This window comes from Citrobacter sp. wls718, assembly GCF_005280945.1.
Lineage (GTDB): Bacteria > Pseudomonadota > Gammaproteobacteria > Enterobacterales > Enterobacteriaceae > Citrobacter > Citrobacter gillenii.
Genome location: NZ_SZWV01000107.1, coordinates 9,568 through 27,068 on the forward strand (window position 1 = coordinate 9,568; position 17,501 = coordinate 27,068).

20 protein-coding genes are annotated in these 17,501 nt (G+C 55.6%); 12 read left to right on the forward strand and 8 right to left on the reverse strand.

Annotation, left to right across the window (positions count from 1 at the left end; genetic code table 11):
• Positions 1 to 2: 2 nt before the first annotated feature.
• The 5 genes from hypE to hypA form a co-directional block, all read right to left on the reverse strand.
• Complete coding sequence (hypE, locus tag FDW95_RS21325; RefSeq protein WP_096755956.1) at positions 3 to 1,013, reverse strand: hydrogenase expression/formation protein HypE; 1,011 nt, start codon at positions 1,011 to 1,013, stop codon at positions 3 to 5.
• Positions 1,010 to 2,131: a hydrogenase formation protein HypD gene (gene hypD, locus FDW95_RS21330; RefSeq protein WP_096755957.1), complete on the reverse strand. Its 1,122-nt coding sequence runs from the start codon at positions 2,129 to 2,131 to the stop codon at positions 1,010 to 1,012. The genes hypE and hypD overlap by 4 nt, the downstream gene beginning before the upstream one ends.
• Complete coding sequence (gene hypC / locus FDW95_RS21335; protein WP_096755958.1) at positions 2,132 to 2,404, reverse strand: hydrogenase 3 maturation protein HypC; 273 nt, start codon at positions 2,402 to 2,404, stop codon at positions 2,132 to 2,134.
• On the reverse strand, positions 2,395 to 3,267 hold the full coding sequence (gene hypB / locus FDW95_RS21340; RefSeq protein ID WP_096755959.1) for a hydrogenase nickel incorporation protein HypB: 873 nt from the start codon (positions 3,265 to 3,267) through the stop codon (positions 2,395 to 2,397). The genes hypC and hypB overlap by 10 nt, the downstream gene beginning before the upstream one ends.
• An 85-nt stretch (positions 3,268 to 3,352) precedes the next feature.
• Positions 3,353 to 3,709 (reverse strand): hydrogenase maturation nickel metallochaperone HypA, encoded by a 357-nt coding sequence (hypA, locus tag FDW95_RS21345; RefSeq protein WP_096755960.1) that lies wholly within the window; start codon positions 3,707 to 3,709, stop codon positions 3,353 to 3,355.
• Positions 3,710 to 3,907: 198 nt separating this feature from the next.
• Here hypA and hycA point away from each other — a divergent pair, with 198 nt between their 5' ends.
• From hycA to hycI, 9 genes are all read left to right on the forward strand, one after another.
• Entirely contained in the window at positions 3,908 to 4,366 is a 459-nt protein-coding gene (gene hycA, locus FDW95_RS21350) for a formate hydrogenlyase regulator HycA (RefSeq protein WP_096755961.1), read from the forward strand.
• 144 nt (positions 4,367 to 4,510) lie between these two features.
• Entirely contained in the window at positions 4,511 to 5,122 is a 612-nt protein-coding gene (hycB, locus tag FDW95_RS21355; protein ID WP_115257621.1) for a formate hydrogenlyase subunit HycB, read from the forward strand.
• Positions 5,119 to 6,945, forward strand: a complete 1,827-nt coding sequence (hycC, locus tag FDW95_RS21360; protein ID WP_115257622.1) for a formate hydrogenlyase subunit 3 — start codon at positions 5,119 to 5,121, stop codon at positions 6,943 to 6,945. The genes hycB and hycC overlap by 4 nt, the downstream gene beginning before the upstream one ends.
• 2 nt (positions 6,946 to 6,947) lie before the next feature.
• Positions 6,948 to 7,871, forward strand: a complete 924-nt coding sequence (locus FDW95_RS21365) for a respiratory chain complex I subunit 1 family protein (protein WP_115257623.1) — start codon at positions 6,948 to 6,950, stop codon at positions 7,869 to 7,871.
• Between the two features lie 17 nt (positions 7,872 to 7,888).
• A complete protein-coding gene (hycE, locus tag FDW95_RS21370) occupies positions 7,889 to 9,598 on the forward strand; it encodes a formate hydrogenlyase subunit HycE (protein ID WP_096755965.1) in 1,710 nt (569 codons plus the stop codon).
• A gap of 9 nt (positions 9,599 to 9,607) precedes the next feature.
• The gene (gene hycF, locus FDW95_RS21375) at positions 9,608 to 10,150 is read left to right on the forward strand and encodes a formate hydrogenlyase subunit HycF (RefSeq protein ID WP_115257624.1); all 543 of its coding nucleotides are present in this window, start codon (positions 9,608 to 9,610) and stop codon (positions 10,148 to 10,150) included.
• Positions 10,150 to 10,917 (forward strand): formate hydrogenlyase subunit HycG, encoded by a 768-nt coding sequence (gene hycG / locus FDW95_RS21380; protein WP_115257625.1) that lies wholly within the window; start codon positions 10,150 to 10,152, stop codon positions 10,915 to 10,917. Before hycF ends, hycG begins: the two co-directional genes overlap by 1 nt.
• On the forward strand, positions 10,914 to 11,324 hold the full coding sequence (locus FDW95_RS21385) for a formate hydrogenlyase maturation HycH family protein (protein ID WP_115257626.1): 411 nt from the start codon (positions 10,914 to 10,916) through the stop codon (positions 11,322 to 11,324). Before hycG ends, FDW95_RS21385 begins: the two co-directional genes overlap by 4 nt.
• Entirely contained in the window at positions 11,317 to 11,787 is a 471-nt protein-coding gene (hycI, locus tag FDW95_RS21390) for a hydrogenase maturation peptidase HycI (protein ID WP_115257627.1), read from the forward strand. Before FDW95_RS21385 ends, hycI begins: the two co-directional genes overlap by 8 nt.
• A gap of 67 nt (positions 11,788 to 11,854) precedes the next feature.
• Here hycI and FDW95_RS21395 read toward each other — a convergent pair whose 3' ends face one another.
• The 3 genes from FDW95_RS21395 to ascF form a co-directional block, all read right to left on the reverse strand.
• Positions 11,855 to 12,094: a SymE family type I addiction module toxin gene (locus FDW95_RS21395; protein WP_115257628.1), complete on the reverse strand. Its 240-nt coding sequence runs from the start codon at positions 12,092 to 12,094 to the stop codon at positions 11,855 to 11,857.
• Between the two features lie 194 nt (positions 12,095 to 12,288).
• Positions 12,289 to 13,713 (reverse strand): 6-phospho-beta-glucosidase, encoded by a 1,425-nt coding sequence (locus FDW95_RS21400; protein WP_115257629.1) that lies wholly within the window; start codon positions 13,711 to 13,713, stop codon positions 12,289 to 12,291.
• Positions 13,714 to 13,735: 22 nt separating this feature from the next.
• Positions 13,736 to 15,190 carry a PTS cellobiose/arbutin/salicin transporter subunit IIBC gene (gene ascF, locus FDW95_RS21405; RefSeq protein WP_115257630.1) on the reverse strand — a complete coding sequence of 485 codons (1,455 nt, stop codon included), beginning with the start codon at positions 15,188 to 15,190 and terminating at the stop codon, positions 13,736 to 13,738.
• A gap of 263 nt (positions 15,191 to 15,453) precedes the next feature.
• Between ascF and FDW95_RS21410 the strand changes: the two genes are divergently transcribed.
• The 3 genes from FDW95_RS21410 to FDW95_RS24085 all read left to right on the forward strand — a co-directional run.
• Entirely contained in the window at positions 15,454 to 16,467 is a 1,014-nt protein-coding gene (locus tag FDW95_RS21410; RefSeq protein ID WP_115257631.1) for a LacI family DNA-binding transcriptional regulator, read from the forward strand.
• 144 nt (positions 16,468 to 16,611) lie between these two features.
• Positions 16,612 to 17,157, forward strand: coding sequence for an electron transport protein HydN (gene hydN, locus FDW95_RS21415; RefSeq protein ID WP_096759340.1), 546 nt, complete (start codon positions 16,612 to 16,614; stop codon positions 17,155 to 17,157).
• Between the two features lie 142 nt (positions 17,158 to 17,299).
• The coding region (locus FDW95_RS24085) for an acylphosphatase (RefSeq protein WP_249359291.1) at positions 17,300 to 17,501 on the forward strand (202 nt) is incomplete at its 3' end.

Here is a 17,501-nt window from a genome sequence, read left to right on the forward strand (position 1 = left end):
TATCAGCATATGCGTGGGAGTGGTTCGGCGTGTGGTAAATCAAGAGTTCGCTTCACGCCGTACAGTCCGGCCAGACGAACGCCTTTACGTTCCACCACTTCACCAATCAGCGCCGCATCGCGGCCCAACGGATGCGCGCGTAGCGCGGCAAGCACGCTTTCTGCGGCCTGGCGTTCCACGGCGATAACCAGTTTGCCTTCGTTGGCAAAGTTGAGCGCATCCAGACCGAGCAGTTCGCAGACGCCACGTACCGCTGGTTTCACCGGCAGGGATGATTCGGACAATTCAATGCCGAAGCCGCAGGCCGCCGCAAACTCGTGGGTGACTGCATTCACGCCGCCGCGAGTGGCGTCGCGCAGCGCTTTCACGCCGGGGATGTCACGCAGCGTCTGAATCAGCGGCGTTAACACCGCGCAGTCGCTGACCAGTTCACCGTCCAGCCCCAACTGCTCGCGCAGGTTAAGGATGGTTGCGCCGTGGTCGCCGAGCGTTCCGCTGACCAGCAGTACATCGCCTGGGCTCAGGGTTTGTGCACCCCAGTGGATATTAGCGGGGATCGCGCCCATTCCGGCGGTGTTGATAAACAGTTTGTCCGCCGCGCCGCGCTGCACCACCTTGGTGTCGCCGGTGACGATGGCAATGCCCGCTTCGCGCGCGGTGGCCGCCATGCTGTTGACCACGGTTTTCAGCGTGTCCATCGGCAGACCTTCTTCGAGGATAAACCCGCAGGAGAGGTAGCGAGGGATCGCACCACTGACGGCGACGTCGTTAGCCGTACCGCAGACAGCCAGCTTGCCGATATTGCCGCCAGGGAAGAACAGCGGATCAATCACGTAGCTGTCGGTCGAAAATGCCAGACGGTCGCCTTCAGCCATCAGTTGCGCCAGATCCAGACGCGCCTGATCTTCTTGTTCCGCCAGCCACGGATTCGCAAATGCTTCCATAAACAGGCTATTGATCAATTGTTGCATAGCCTGACCGCCGCTACCGTGGGCGAGTTGTACGCTGTTCATGCTTCACACTCCTGCTGACGATACTGATACCAGGCGGCACACGCGCCTTCGGAGGAGACCATCAGGGCGCCAAATGCGGTCTCCGGATTACAGGTTTTACCAAATAACGGGCACTGATGCGGTTTACATCTACCGGTCAGCACCTCGCCGCAGCGCGCGCGCGGGTCGTCATACACCTGCTGTGGCGCCGGTTTGAAATGTGCTTCGGCATCAAAACGTTGGTAGTCAGGCGTCAGATGAACGCCGGAAGATTCGATAACGCCCAGACCGCGCCATTCGCTGTCGCCATCGACGCAGAACACCTCGGCGATAGCCTGCTGCGCCAGGGCGTTACCGGCATCCGGCACCACGCGACGGTACTGGTTCTCAACCTGGCTGTGGTCGGCAATTTTCTGCTCAATCAGCATTACCACGCCTTGCAGCAGATCGAGCGGTTCGAAACCGGCGACCACCAGCGGGCGATGGAAATCGGAGGCGATGAAATTATAGGCATCGGTGCCAATGACCATGCTGACGTGCCCCGGTGCTAAAAAGGCGTCAATACCGTTATCTGGCTGTTCCAGCAGGCTACGCAGTGTTGGGATCAGCGTAATGTGCTGACAGAAAAAGTAGAAGTTTTGCACGTCACGCTGTCTTGCCTGCTGGAGCGTGATAGCGGTCGTCGGCATGGTGGTTTCAAAACCCAGACCAAAGAACACGACTTTGCGGGTCGGGTTTTCCTGCGCCATCTTCAGGGCATCCATCGGCGAATAGACGATACGGATATCTGCGCCACGCGCTTTGGCCTGCAGCAGCGAACCCTGTTTTCCCGGGACGCGCATCGCGTCGCCAAAGGTGCAGAAAATCACTTCCGGGTGGCTGGCAATTTCTACGCAGCTGTCAATTCTGCCCATCGGCAGCACGCAAACCGGGCAGCCGGGGCCGTGAATAAACTCCACGTTTTCAGGCAGCAGTTGGTCAAGACCGAATTTGAAAATAGCGTGGGTATGACCACCGCAGACTTCCATAATGCGCAGCGGACGTTCAGCGGTGTAGGGGAGGTGAGCGGCACGTTCACACAGGTGGTCAATCAACTGCATCACCTGTTCTGGTGCGCGATATTCGTCAACGAAACGCATTTATTTTTCCTCGCCGTACAGCAACGCGCCGACATCCGGCTCAACGTCAAACATGTTTTGCAGCGCCTCGAGCGTGTCGCGCGCTTCAGCCTCATTAATGATGCTCATGGCAAAACCAACGTGCACCAGGACCCATTGCCCCAGACGTGGTTGACCGTGCTCATCACAACTACCGACCAGCGTCAGGTCGACGTCGCGCTGAATACCGCAAACATCGACCTTGGCCTGGTTTCCCTCAATGGTGCGGATTTGACCCGGAACACCTATGCACATCGCTGCGTCTCCAGCCAGGAGAGCCATTGATCCATGCCTTCACCGCTGGTGGCGGAAATCAGGATGATCTCAATTTCCGGGTTCACTTCCCGGGCGCTGGCGATGCATTGTTCAACATCAAAATTGAGGTACGGCAGCAGGTCGACTTTGTTGAGTAGCATCAGCGAGGCGGCGGCAAACATATGCGGGTATTTTAGCGGTTTGTCTTCGCCTTCGGTAACGGAAAGCACCGCCACTTTATGACGTTCGCCGAGGTCGAAGCTCGCCGGGCATACCAGGTTACCGACGTTTTCAATGAACAGAATACCGTTGTCTGCCAGCGGCAGTCGCGGCGCGGCATCGGCAATCATTTGTGCATCAAGATGGCAGCCTTTACCGGTGTTCACCTGGATGGCGGGCGTACCGGTGGCGCGAATACGTGCGGCGTCGTTAACCGTCTGCTGGTCGCCTTCGATCACCGCACACGGCACGCTGTCTTTCAGCTTCATCAATGTTTCGGTTAACAGCGTTGTTTTACCGGATCCGGGGCTGGAGACCAGATTCAGCACCAGATGCTGACGGGCGGCGAAGCGGGCGCGGTTACGCTCGGCCAGACGGTTGTTCTTGTCCAGCACGTCAATTTCCACTTCCAGCATACGGCGCTGGCTCATGCCTGGCGCGTGGGTGCCGGCTTCACCATGACCGTAGTGTAAATCGCCTTCTTCAGTTTGGCTCGGGGTGAAACTGGCGGTCTTCACACCGGTAATATTCAGCGCCGGACGAGCGGCCGGGGCAAATGGCGCGCTGCGAAACGCCGAGTGGGGGTTATGTTCATCACCCTCTATATAAAGGTTGCCTTCAGCGCAACCACATGTCGTACACATCGCTCACTCCTGATCTATTGCTTGTTACTCGCTTTTTGCCGGATGGCGACGCTAACGTCTTATCCGGCCTACTTTGTCACCAGCTTTAATCTTCAGCATCGCCTATTTCAATTCGTCGAATCTGCAGGCCGTCATCGGCCACGATTCTTAGCATGTCGCTGTGACATTGCGGACAACGGCGCACGCGCTGGGTCAGTAAGGTGACGTACTGCTGGCATGTTTCACACCAACATTCGGCTTCTTGTTCTTCGAGGTGGAGTTTACAACCTTCTGCAAGGGTGCCACGGCATACCAGATCAAAACAAAAGGCGAGAGCGCTGGTTTCTACGCAAGAAAATGCGCCAATTTTGAGCCAGACCGCAGTAACCCGTTTTGCACCGTGTTGCGTAGCCTGTTGTTCAATCAATTCCAGTGCCCGTTGGCAGAGGGTTATTTCGTGCATATCGCCTCCCATGTTGTTATCGGGATAAAAGCAAAAAACATGCCAAACTGAATTTTTTCACCCGTGACAATGACGACGATGACGAAATGACATGTCGTCACGACCAGTAAATTACCTATCCATATGAAATATAAGCAATTAAATATTGGCATGAAACGTGCTTAACGCTGAATGTCTCTGCTAAACGGGTAACCTGACATGACTATTTGGGAAATAAGCGAAAAAGCCGATTACATCGCTGAACGGCATCGTCGCCTACAGGACCAGTGGCGTATTTATTGCAACTCGCTGGTACAGGGGATCACCCTGTCGAAAGCGCGTTTACATCATGCGATGAGCTGCGCGCCGGACAAGGACCTGTGCTTTGTCTTGTTTGAGCACTTCGTTATCTACGTCACGCTGGCGGACGGCTTTAACAGCCATACCATCGAGTACTACGTTGAAACGAAAGATGGCGAAGATAAGCAGTTGATTGCACAGGCACAACTGTCTCTCGACGGCAAGGTCGATGACCGTATCAGCAACCGCGATCGGGAACAGGTGCTGGAGCACTATCTCGAAAAAATCGCCAGCGTCTACGACAGCCTGTACACAGCGGTTGAAAACAATATGCCAGTGAATTTAAGCCAACTGGTAGAGGGTCATAGCCCGGTTTAAGCCTCGGGTGTGTCCACGTAAGTCATGATGCGGTGCGTATGCTGCGTCACGACAGTTTAGGGAATGGGCATGTCGATAAGTGTCGAAAATGACATTTGATAGACATGTTTTCGTCAAAAATGACTATCACCTGAGGAATGCCTGGTGAATCGTTTTGTAATTGCTGACTCCACTCTTTGTATCGGCTGCCACACCTGTGAAGCCGCCTGCTCAGAGACACATCGCCAGCATGGCCTGCAGTCAATGCCGCGCCTGAAAGTGATGCTAAATGAAAAAGAATCTGCGCCGCAGCTTTGCCACCAGTGTGAAGATGCGCCTTGTGCCACCGTTTGTCCGGTCAATGCGATTAACCGTGTCGACGGCGCCGTACAGCTGAATGAAAGCCTGTGCGTGAGCTGCAAACTGTGCGGGATCGCCTGTCCGTTTGGGGCCATTGAGTTTTCAGGCAGCCGTCCGCTGCATATCCCGGCGAACGCCAATACGTCAAAAGCGCCTCCTGCTCCGTCAGCGCCAGCTCGCGTCAGCACGCTGCTGGACTGGGTGCCGGGTATTCGCGCCATTGCGGTGAAATGCGACTTGTGTAGCTTTGATGAACAAGGTCCGGCCTGCGTGCGCATGTGCCCAACGCAAGCCCTGCATCTGGTGAGCAATATGGACATCGCCCGCGCCAGCAAACGTAAGCGTGAGCTGACGTTCAATACCGACTTCGGCGATCTCACCTTGTTTCAGCAGGCTCAGAGTGGGGATGCAAAATGAGCGCAATTTCACTGATTAACAGCGGCGTGGCCTGGTTTACGGCGGCGGCGGTTCTGGCATTTCTGTTTTCATTTCATAAGCCGTTAAGCGGCTGGATCGCCGGTGTCGGCGGTGCGGTGGGTAGCCTCTGTACGGCGGCTGCGGGGTTCCTCGTACTGACCCGCGCCGTTGCGGTTAGCGGCGTGATGCCGTTTATCGGTCATAGCCTGCAAATGTCGCCGCTGAACGCTATCTGGCTGATTACGCTGGGTCTGTGCGGCCTGTTCGTCAGCCTGTACAACATCGACTGGCACCGTCACCCGCAGGTAAAAGCCAACGGACTGCTGGTTAATCTGCTGATGGCGGCGGCGGTGTGCGCCGTGGTTGCCAGCAACCTCGGCACGCTGGTGGTGATGGCGGAAATCATGGCGCTGTGTGCGGTGTTCCTGACCGGGTGCAGCAAAGAAGGCAAGCTGTGGTTTGCGCTGGGTCGTGTCGGTACGCTGCTGTTGGCGATCGCCTGCTATCTGGTGTGGCAGCGCTACGGTACGCTGGAACTGCGCTTGCTCGACCTGCGCACTCAGCAACTGCCGCTCGGTGCTGACATCTGGCTGTTGGGTGTGGCGGGCTTTGGTCTGCTGGCCGGGATTATCCCACTGCACGGTTGGGTGCCACAGGCACACGCCAACGCCAGTGCACCGGCGGCGGCGCTGTTCTCTACCGTGGTAATGAAGGTGGGTCTGCTGGGTATTCTGTCCCTGTCGCTGCTGGGCGGTAATGCACCGCTGTGGTGGGGCGTTACGCTACTGGTGCTGGGGATGATCACCGCGTTTATCGGCGGCCTGTATGCCCTGATGGAGCACAACATCCAGCGTCTGCTGGCGTACCACACGCTGGAAAACATCGGCATTATCCTACTGGGTCTGGGTGCTGGCGTGACCGGTATTTCCCTTAACCAACCGGCACTGATCGCACTTGGCCTGACCGGCGGTTTGTATCACCTGGTCAACCATAGCCTGTTCAAAAGCGTCCTGTTTTTGGGCGCAGGCAGCATCTGGTTCCGCACCGGTCACCGTGATATCGAGAAACTGGGCGGTATCGGTAAACGTATGCCGGTGATTTCTCTGGCGATGCTGGTTGGCCTGATGGCGATGGCCGCGCTGCCGCCGCTGAACGGCTTTGCCGGTGAGTGGGTTATCTATCAATCCTTCTTCAAGCTGGGTAACAGCGGCGCGTTCATCGGTCGTCTGTTAGGACCGTTGCTGGCTGTCGGTTTGGCCATTACCGGTGCGCTGGCGGTGATGTGTATGGCGAAAGTCTACGGTGTGACGTTCCTCGGCGCACCGCGCACGAAGGAAGCGGAAAACGCCTGCTGCGCACCAATCCTGATGAGCGTGAGCGTGGTTGCGTTGGCTATCTGCTGCGTGATTGGCGGCGTTGCTGCCCCGTGGTTGCTGCCGCTGATTTCTGCCGCTGTTCCGCTACCGCTGGAAACGGCGAATACCACCGTATCTCAGCCGATGATCACGCTGCTGCTGATCGCGTGTCCGCTGCTGCCGTTCATCATCATGGCTATTTTCAAAGGCAACCGCCTGCCGTCACGTTCACGCGGTTCCGCGTGGGTGTGTGGTTACGATCACGAGCAGTCAATGGTGATCACTGCGCACGGCTTTGCCATGCCGGTTAAAGAAGCCTTTGCTCCGGTACTCAAACTGCGTAAATGGCTGAACCCGGTATCCTGGGTTCCGGGCTGGCAGAACGCGGTGGCACCGGTGTTGTTCCGTCGCCTGGCGCTGATTGAGCTGGCGGTGCTGGTGGTGATTGTGGTTTCACGAGGAGCCTGAGAATGAGTGTTTTATATCCGTTAATTCAGGCGCTGGTGCTGTTTGCCGCGGCGCCGCTGTTGTCCGGTATTACCCGCGTGGCGCGTGCGCGTTTGCATAACCGCCGCGGTCCGGGCGTGTTGCAGGAATATCGCGACATTATCAAACTGCTTGGCCGTCAGAGCGTTGCGCCAGCGGATTCCAGCTGGGTCTTCCGCCTGACGCCGTTTGTGATGGTGGGCGTTATGCTGACTATCGCTACCGCGCTGCCGGTGGTGACCGTGGGCTCGCCGCTACCGCAACTGGGTGATTTGATCACGCTGATTTACCTGTTTGCCATTGCCCGCTTCTTCTTTTCTATCGCCGGTCTGGATACCGGTAGCCCGTTCACCGCTATCGGCGCCAGCCGTGAAGCGATGCTCGGCGTACTGGTGGAGCCGATTCTGCTGCTGGGCTTGTGGGTGGCGGCGCAGGTTGCTGGTTCGACCCACATCAGCAACATTGCCGATACCATTTATCACTGGCCTGCCGCGCGTAGCATCCCGTTGATTCTGGCGCTGTGCGCCTGTGCCTTCGCCACCTTTATCGAAATGGGCAAGCTGCCGTTCGACCTCGCGGAAGCCGAGCAGGAGCTGCAGGAAGGTCCGCTGACCGAATACAGCGGCAGCGGTTTTGCGGTGCTCAAGTGGGGTATCAGCCTCAAGCAACTGGTCGTTTTGCAAATGTTTGTCGGCGTGTTCCTGCCGTGGGGGCAGATGGAAACCTTCACTGCGGGCGGGCTGCTGCTGGCGCTGGTGATTGCTGTCGTTAAGCTGGTCCTCGGCGTGCTGGTCATCGCCCTGTTTGAAAACAGCATGGCGCGTCTGCGTTTTTGCGCCACTTCACGCGTGACCTGGGCCGGTTTTGGGTTTGCGTTTTTAGCCTTCGTCTCCTTGCTGGTGGCGTGATTTAAGAGAGTTTGAACATGTCTGAAGAAAAAGTAGGTCAACACTATCTCGCCGCTCTGCACCAGGCCTTCCCGGGCGTGGTGCTGGATGAAGGCTGGCAGACCAAAGATCAGCTGACCATCACCGTGAAGGTCAACTATCTGCCGGAAGTAGTTGAATTTCTCTACTACAAACAGGGCGGCTGGTTGTCGGTGCTGTTTGGTAACGACGAACGTCAGCTGTGCGGCCATTACGCCGTCTACTATGTCATGTCGATGGAACAGGGCACCAAGTGCTGGATAACCGTTCGCGTAGAAGTCGACGCCAATAAACTGGAGTTCCCGTCCGTGACGCCGCGCGTACCGGCCGCCGTTTGGGGCGAGCGTGAAGTGCGCGACATGTACGGCTTGATCCCGGTAGGGTTACCGGACGAACGCCGTCTGGTACTGCCGGATGACTGGCCGGACGAACTCTATCCGCTGCGTAAAGACAGCATGGATTACCGTCAGCGCCCGGCGCCGACTACCGATGCTGAAACCTACGAGTTCATCAACGAACTGGGTGACAAGAAAAATAACGTGGTGCCGATTGGCCCGCTGCACGTCACCTCCGATGAACCAGGTCACTTCCGCCTGTTTGTTGATGGCGAAAACATCATCGACGCCGACTACCGTCTGTTCTATGTCCACCGCGGCATGGAGAAACTGGCGGAAACCCGTATGGGTTATAACGAAGTGACGTTCCTGTCGGATCGCGTATGCGGTATTTGTGGTTTTGCCCACAGCACGGCGTACACCACCTCCGTGGAAAATGCGATGGGGATTGTGGTGCCGGAACGCGCGCAGATGATCCGCGCCATTCTGCTGGAAGTGGAACGTCTGCACTCGCACCTGCTGAACCTTGGCCTGGCGTGCCACTTCACCGGCTTTGACTCCGGCTTTATGCAGTTCTTCCGCGTGCGTGAAACGTCGATGAAAATGGCGGAGATCCTCACCGGGGCGCGTAAAACCTACGGTATGAACCTGATCGGCGGCATCCGTCGTGACCTGCTGAAAGAGGACATGATCCAGACCCGTCAGTTGGCGCAGCAAATGCGTCGTGATGTACAGGATCTGGTCGACATGCTGCTCAGTACGCCGAACATGGAACAGCGCACCGTCGGCATTGGTCGTCTGGACCCGGAAATTGCTCGTGACTTCAGTAACGTCGGCCCAATGGTGCGTGCCAGCGGCCACGCGCGTGATACCCGCGCGGACCACCCGTTCGTCGGTTACGGTTTACTGCCGATGGAAGTGCACAGCGAGCAGGGCTGCGACGTTATTTCCCGTCTGAAAGTGCGTATCAACGAAGTTTATACCGCGCTGAACATGATCGACTTTGGTCTGGATAACCTGCCGGGCGGCCCGCTGGCGGTGGAAGGCTTTACCTATATTCCGCACCGCTTCGCGCTGGGCTTTGCCGAAGCACCGCGTGGCGATGACATCCACTGGAGCATGACCGGCGATAACCAGAAGCTGTATCGCTGGCGCTGCCGTGCGGCCACCTACGCCAACTGGCCGACGCTGCGTTACATGCTGCGTGGTAACACCGTCTCCGATGCCCCGCTGATTATCGGTAGCCTCGATCCTTGCTACTCCTGTACTGACCGTATGACCGTGGTCGATGTACGTAAGAAGAAAAGCAAAGTCGTGCCGTACAAAGAACTTGAGCGCTACAGCATCGAGCGTAAAAACTCGCCGCTGAAATAAGGAATCGCCATGTTTACTTTTATCAAAAAAGTCATCAAAACCGGGGCACCAACGTCGTCTTACCCGCTGGAGCCGATTGCGGTTGATAAAAACTTCCGCGGTAAGCCGGAACATAATCCGCAGCAGTGTATTGGCTGTGCGGCCTGTATCAATGCGTGCCCATCTAACGCGCTGACAGTAGAAACAGATCTGGTCACCAATGAGCTGGCGTGGCAGTTCAACCTCGGTCGCTGTATTTTCTGTGGCCGCTGTGAAGAAGTCTGCCCGACGGCGGCGATCAAGCTGTCGCAGGAGTATGAGCTGGCGGTATGGAAGAAAGAAGATTTCCTGCAGCAGTCTCGTTTTGCTCTGTGTAATTGCCGCGTCTGTAACCGTCCTTTTGCGGTGCAAAAAGAGATTGATTACGCCATTGCGTTACTGAAGCACAACGGTGATTCCCGTGCGGAAAATCACCGTGAAGGTTTTGAGACCTGCCCGGATTGTAAGCGCCAGAAATGCCTGGTGCCGTCTGACCGTATTGAACTGACTCGCCATATGAAAGAGGCCAGCTGATGAGCAATTTATTAGGCCCACGTGATGCCAACGGAATTCCTGTCCCGATGACCGTGGATGAATCCATTGCCAGCATGAAAGCGTCATTGCTGAAAAGCATCAAGCGTTCAGCGTACGTTTACCGCGTCGACTGCGGTGGCTGCAACGGTTGCGAAATCGAAATCTTCGCCACCTTGTCCCCGCTGTTTGACGCCGAACGTTTTGGCATCAAAGTGGTTCCGTCGCCGCGCCATGCGGATATTCTGCTGTTCACCGGTGCGGTAACCCGCGCGATGCGTTCTCCGGCACTGCGTGCCTGGCAGTCTGCCCCGGACCCGAAAATTTGTATCTCCTATGGGGCCTGCGGCAACAGCGGCGGTATCTTCCACGACTTATACTGCGTATGGGGCGGCACCGACAAAATTGTTCCCGTGGATGTGTATATTCCTGGTTGCCCACCGACGCCTGCCGCCACGCTGTACGGTTTCGCGATGGCGCTTGGCCTGCTGGAGCAGAAAATTCACGCACGTGCACCAGGCGAACTGGACGCACAGCCTGCGGAAATTTTGCACCCGGATATGGTTCAGCCGCTGCGTGTGAAGGTCGATCGCGAAGCACGTCGTCTGGCGGGTTATCGCTATGGTCGTCAGATTGCCGATGACTATATGAATCAGTTGGGGCAGGGTGAGCAACAGGTGGCGCGCTGGCTGGAAGCGGAAAACGATCCGCGTCTGACCGAGATCGTCACGCATCTTAATCATGTTGTAGAAGAGGCGCGTATCCGATGAGTGAAACGGTGGTGTTCAGTCAACTGAGCCGTAAGTTTATTGATGAGAACGATGCAACGCCCGCCGAGGCGCAGCAGGTTGTCTATTACAGCCTGGCGATTGGTCACCACTTAGGCATAATCGACTGCCTGGAAGCGGCGTTAACCTGCCCGTGGGATGACTATCTGGCGTGGATTGCCACGCTTGCCGAAGGAAGCGAAGCTCGCCGTAAGATGGAAGGCGTGCCGAAGTACGGTGAAATCGTCATCGATTTTAACCATGTGCAGATGCTGGCGCGCGCGTTTGATGACGCGCTCGCCGCGCAAACGCCGCAGCAGCAGGAATGGAGCAAGCTGGTGCTCAGCATGCTGCATGACATTCACCAGGAAAGCGCCATCTATCTGATGGTGAGGAGACACCGTGACTGACGTTTTATTGTGTGTCGGCAACAGCATGATGGGTGACGACGGTGCGGGTCCGCTGCTGGCAGAAATGTGCGCGGCTGAGCCTAAAGGCAACTGGGTGGTCATCGACGGCGGAAGTGCGCCAGAAAATGACATCGTCGCGATCCGCGAACTGCGCCCGGAACGTCTGCTGATTGTTGATGCCACTGACATGGGCCTCAATCCCGGCGAGATCCGCATTATCGATCCCAATGATATTGCCGAGATGTTCATGATGACCACCCATAATATGCCGTTGAACTATTTGGTTGATCAGCTCAAAGAGGATGTTGGCGAGGTGATTTTCCTCGGCATTCAACCGGATATTGTCGGCTTTTATTACCCGATGACACAGCCAATCAAAGAGGCGGTCGAGACCGTGTATCAGCGATTAGCCGGTTGGGAAGGCCATGGCGGATTTGCTGAGTTAGAAGCGCCAGAAGAGTAAGCATTCCCAGCGCCGGATGTCAGCCACGCTCGGCATCCGGCCTGTTCCGCCTTTACATATCCAGCCGTTATTCAGTTGCCTGCTCAATAATTAATTTCCCCTGCATCACCGAAACATTCACCTCTGTGCCGGTCGGAAAACCCGCCTGTTCCAGCCAGTCGCCATTCAGCGTTAATGAGGCGTGTCGACTGATACGCAGGGTGAATCCGGTACGGCGATCTTCGTAGCGTCTTCTGACGTAACCCACTTTTAAACGACGCACGGGTTTGGCGATAATCATTGGTGTTTGAACATTATCAGTAGACATGAACGTTTCCTTGTTACGAACGGTGAAAAGTAAAAACTACTGAATAAAATGCCAGTAATAATGCGCGGCAGCAAACCGCAGAATGGAATGACGATCCAGAAAAATGAATGTAAAAAATGAAACGGGAAGGAAGGGCGGATGTTTGTGGCGGGTGATCATGCGGGCCGGATAGCAAGCGCCATCCGGCCCGACGATCAGTCCAGATCAGCCCCGTTGCTGGCGATCACTTTTTTGTACCACCAGAATGATTTCTTGCGAGTCCGCGTCAGCGTGCCATTGCCTGCGTCATCGCGGTCGACATAGACAAAACCGTAGCGTTTGCTCATCTCGCCGGTGGAAGCGGAAACCAGATCGATACAGCCCCAGGTGGTGTAACCCATCAGCGGCACGCCGTCTTCAATGGCGTCTGCCATGGCGCGAATATGGTCGCGTAAATAGCGGATGCGATAGTCATCGTTGATCTCGCCGTTGGCATCGATTTCATCTTTTGCCCCCAGTCCGTTCTCCACCAGAAACAGCGGTTTCTGGTAGCGGTCATACATCATGTTTATGGTGATGCGCAGACCCAGTGAGTCAATGCCCCAGCCCCATTCGCTGGCTGCAATGTACGGATTGCGCAGCGACTTCACCACGTTGGCGGCGCTGGTGTTGCCGGTGTTCATTTCTGCCGAGGCGCAGCGCGAGGCGTAATAGCTGAAGGAGACAAAATCGACGGTATTTTTCAGGATGTCGTCATCTTCCGGGGCTTTCTCAATCACTACGCCCTTGTCACGAAACACGCGGGCTGAGTAGGCGGGATAAGCACCACGCGCCTGTACATCAATAAAGAACAGGTTTTCACGGTCCTTTTCCAGCGCGGTCCACACATCTTCAGGTTTGCACGAGTAGGGGTAAAAGTTTCCGCCCGCCAGCATGCACCCGACCTGGTTGTGCGGATTGATTTCATGGGCGATTTTGGTTGCCAGTGCGCTGGCAATCAGTTCGTGGTGCGCGGCCTGGTATTTCACCTGATCCTGATTTTCACCCGCTTCAAACACCAGTCCCGCGCCGGAAAAAGGGCTGTGCAGCAGGATGTTGATTTCATTGAACGTCAGCCAGTATTTCACCAGACCATCAAAGGCCTCGAAGCAGGTACGGGCGTAGCGGGTGAAAAACTCCACCATTTTGCGGTTACGCCAGGAGCCATACTCGGTGACCAGGTGCATCGGTACATCAAAGTGGCACAACGTCACCAACGGCTCAATACCGTACTTTTTGCACTCGGCAAACACCGAGCGATAAAAATCAATGCCTTCCTGATTTGGCGTCAGTTCATCCCCGTTCGGATAGAGCCGACTCCAGGCAATTGAGGTACGAAACACCGTGAACCCCATTTCTGCCATCAGGGCGATATCGTCTTTATAGCGATGATAAAAATCAATCGCTTCATGGCTGGGATAAAACTCGTCATCCCGCAGTTGAACGCGCTTTTCCTGACCCAGTTTAACCGGCATTCGATGTGCGCCGTGGGGGATCATATCCACGGTAGTCAGCCCTTTGCCGCCTTCCCGATACGCCCCTTCAGACTGGTTGGCGGCCAGTGCGCCGCCCCATAAAAATCCTTGCGGAAAAACAGACATAATAAACCTCAGTTAGTATCCGTCAGATGCTGGCGCCATTGATATTTCCCGGCTGCGCAGCCTGATTTTTTCTGGCCTGCGCGGCCGCATCTTCGACGGGAATATCCTCAAAGCCGAGCAGCAGCGTTAAGACAAACGACAGCACTACCGCCAGCGCCATGACGCCAAATACCCAGACAATGGTCATCGGATTGGCCGGGTCAAAAAACTGTACGCTGGTGAACAGACCTGGTGCTGCCATCGAGTGGCTTGCCAGTCCGGCCATCCCGGCTACGGCACCGCAGATAAAGCCGCTGATAAGACTGGCAATCAGCGGACGTTTCAGGCGTACCGCCACGCCATACAGCGCCGGCTCGGAAATCCCTGCCATAATGGCAGAGGCCGCTGCGGCTAACGCTGTCTGACGCAGTTCCGGGTTTTTGGTTTTCCAGGCGACCGCTAAAGAAGATCCACCCAGCGACAGGTTGGCGCCAATTTCAGACGGCATAACCATGCCTTCTTTACCGGTTTCGGCAATGGTTTGAATAATGGTGGGGGTAAAGACGCGGTGCATGCCGGTCATCACCAGAAGCGGCCACAGTGCGCCCATAATGGCCACCGACAGCCAGCCCAGATAGCCGTGAATGGTGTACACCAACGCGGAGATCGCGCTGCCGATCCAGATGCCAATCGGGCCAATTAAGATGATGGCGAGCGGGGCGGCGATCAGCACGATCAGCATTGGTTTCAGGAAGTTTTTGGTTACGGCTGGCGTGATGCGATCCACCCACCGTTCGATGTACGACAGGCACCAGGTCATGACCAGCGCCGGGATCACCGTGTAGGTGTATTTCACCGCTGTGACCGGGATCAGCGCGAACTCAACGTGCTCGCCCTGTGCGGCCTTAGCCATCAGATCAATAAAGCTCGGATGCACCAGCACGCCCGCAATAGCAATAGCCAGCGACATGTTGGTTTTGAATTTAATGGCGGCAGAGGCGGCGACCATCAGCGGCAGGAAGAAGAATGCGCCGTCGCCAATCACTGTCAGGATCGTCAGCGTCGAGGAGCCTTTTTGCAGCACGCCGGTCATTTCGAGGATCATTGCCAGCAGTTTCAGCATCGATCCACCGATAATCGCCGGGATCAGCGGTGACATAGTGCCGATCAGCGCATCAAGGATCCCTGCCCCAATACGCTTGAGCGTCAGTTTGGGTTTGCCTGCGGGGTCGCTGGGCTGCATATCGCCCGGCAGCAGGCTGACGACCTCGCGATACGCCTGGGACACGGTATTACCAATGATCACCTGGCACTGATTGTCGCTACGCACTACGCCGAGTACGCCATTAAGCGTTTTTAACGTGGCGCTGTCGACCTGCGAATCATCTTTGATAACGAAACGTAAACGGGTCATGCAGTGGGTTACTGCGGTGATGTTCTCGACGCCGCCCAGAGCCGTCACAACCGAGCGCGCCAGCGCTGCATAATTTTTAGACATCGGATTTAATCCTGTTTTATCAGTAGGGTAGGTAATGTCTTACCGTTTATTTTCGTCTCATGTTGGTGATGATGAAACATTGATAGGAAACCGGTTCCACAAAATCATGTTTAATTTATACTATTTATACAAGATTATATTTTGATCATTTTTTGTATTTGTGACTACGATCACCAGATAACGCGTTCTGCGATTGAGCAGCAAGGACAGCGGTGAAACGGTGCAGTACACTGCGTCACATTGCGTGAAAAGGGATGAGTAAGATGACCACGATGTTGGAAGTGGCGAAGCGTGCTGGCGTGTCGAAAGCTACGGTTTCCCGGGTGCTTTCGGGGAACGGCTACGTCAGCCAGGAGACCAAAGACCGCGTGTTCCAGGCTATTGAAGAGAGTGGCTATCGTCCCAATTTGCTGGCGCGCAGCCTGGCGGCGAAGAGCACGCAGACGCTGGGTCTGGTAGTGACCAACACCCTGTATCACGGCGTTTATTTTAGCGAGTTGCTATTTCACACTGCGCGTATGGCGGAGGATAAAGGACGCCAGCTTCTGCTTGCCGACGGTAAACATAGTGCCGAGGAAGAGCGTCAGGCGATTCAATATCTGCTCGACCTGCGCTGTGATGCTGTCATGATCTATCCGCGTTTTCTCAGTGTGGATGACATCGATGAGATTATCGATGCACACGCCCAGCCCATTATGGTGCTTAACCGACGCCTGCGTAAAAACACCAGCCACTGCGTCTGGTGCGATCAAAAACAGACCAGCTTTAATGCCGTCACGCAGTTGATTCGCGCCGGACATACTGAGATTGCTTTTATCAGTGGCTCAATGGATTCGCCCACCGGCGTGGAGCGACTTTCCGGTTATAAAGACGCGCTGGCGCAGCACGGCATTCCGTTGAATAATGATTTGATTGTGAAGGGTAAATGGACGCCAGCCTGTGGCGCTGAAGGCGTTAAAACCTTACTTTTACGCAAGGTGAATTTCACCGCGCTGGTGGCCAGCAATGATGATATGGCGATTGGCGCGATGAAGCAGTTGGACGAGCAGGGCATTAATGTTCCCGCGCAGGTGTCGGTGATTGGTTTCGATGATATAGCCCTTGCGCCGTACACCATTCCGGCACTTGCCAGCGTCAAAATCCCGGTCACGGAGATGGTCCAGGAAACCATAGGACGCCTGATCTTTATGTTGGACGGCGGAGCCTTTACGCCAGCGAAAAACTTTACCGGCGAGCTTATCCCTCGCGCCTCTCTTGCCCCGACACTTTCACGCTGATGCTGTCATTTGTCATCGTCACTAGTGACGATGACAGGCATTTTTGCAGCGAAGTAAAATAAAAATCCTTTAATAACAGTGCATTAAATTCTGGCACGATTTATGAATGCTTTGGCAGATAATCTGTCATTGCTGGAGAATTTGATGAACCGTTTCATCATTGCAGACGCCAATAAATGCATTGGTTGCCGTACCTGTGAAGTGGCCTGCGTGGTATCCCATCAGGATAACCAGGACTGCGCATCGCTGACCCCTGAAACCTTTTTACCGCGCATTCACGTGATCAAAGGCGTTAACGTCTCTACCGCGACGCTGTGCCGTCAGTGTGAAGATGCGCCGTGTGCCAACGTCTGCCCAAACGGTGCAATTAGCCGCGATAAAGGCTTTGTCCACGTGATGCAGGAACGCTGCATTGGCTGTAAAACCTGCGTGGTCGCTTGTCCTTATGGCGCAATGGAAGTGGTTGTCCGTCCGGTTATTCGTAACAGCGGCGCGGGTCTGAACGTGCGTGCTGAAAAAGCCGAAGCCAACAAATGCGACCTGTGCCACCATCGCGAAGCCGGTCCTGCCTGTATGGAAGTCTGCCCGACGCATGCGCTGATTTATGTCGATCGCAATAAACTGGAGCAGCTGAGCGCGGAAAAACGCCGTCGTGCGGCACTGGACTCCACCGCATCTTTGCTGTTCTGATTGTCCAAAATCCGCGTAAAATACCTGCGCTAATAGCGCTACGCTTATCAGGCCTACAGGGCAATAACACGTAGGCCGGATAAGGCGAAGCCGCCATCCGGCAAAGGGATATTTCAGGGATACACGATCGCGGGAATTCAACATGACACTAAGCAACCACTCCGGTGTAGAGCTGCGCATTCGCGGTAAGGTACAGGGCGTTGGGTTCCGACCCTTTGTCTGGCAACTGGCGCAGCGGCTACAGCTGCATGGCGACGTCTGTAACGACGGCGACGGGGTGGTGGTGCGTTTGCTCGAAGACGCAGCGCAATTTATTGCCGAACTGCATCAGCACTGCCCGCCGC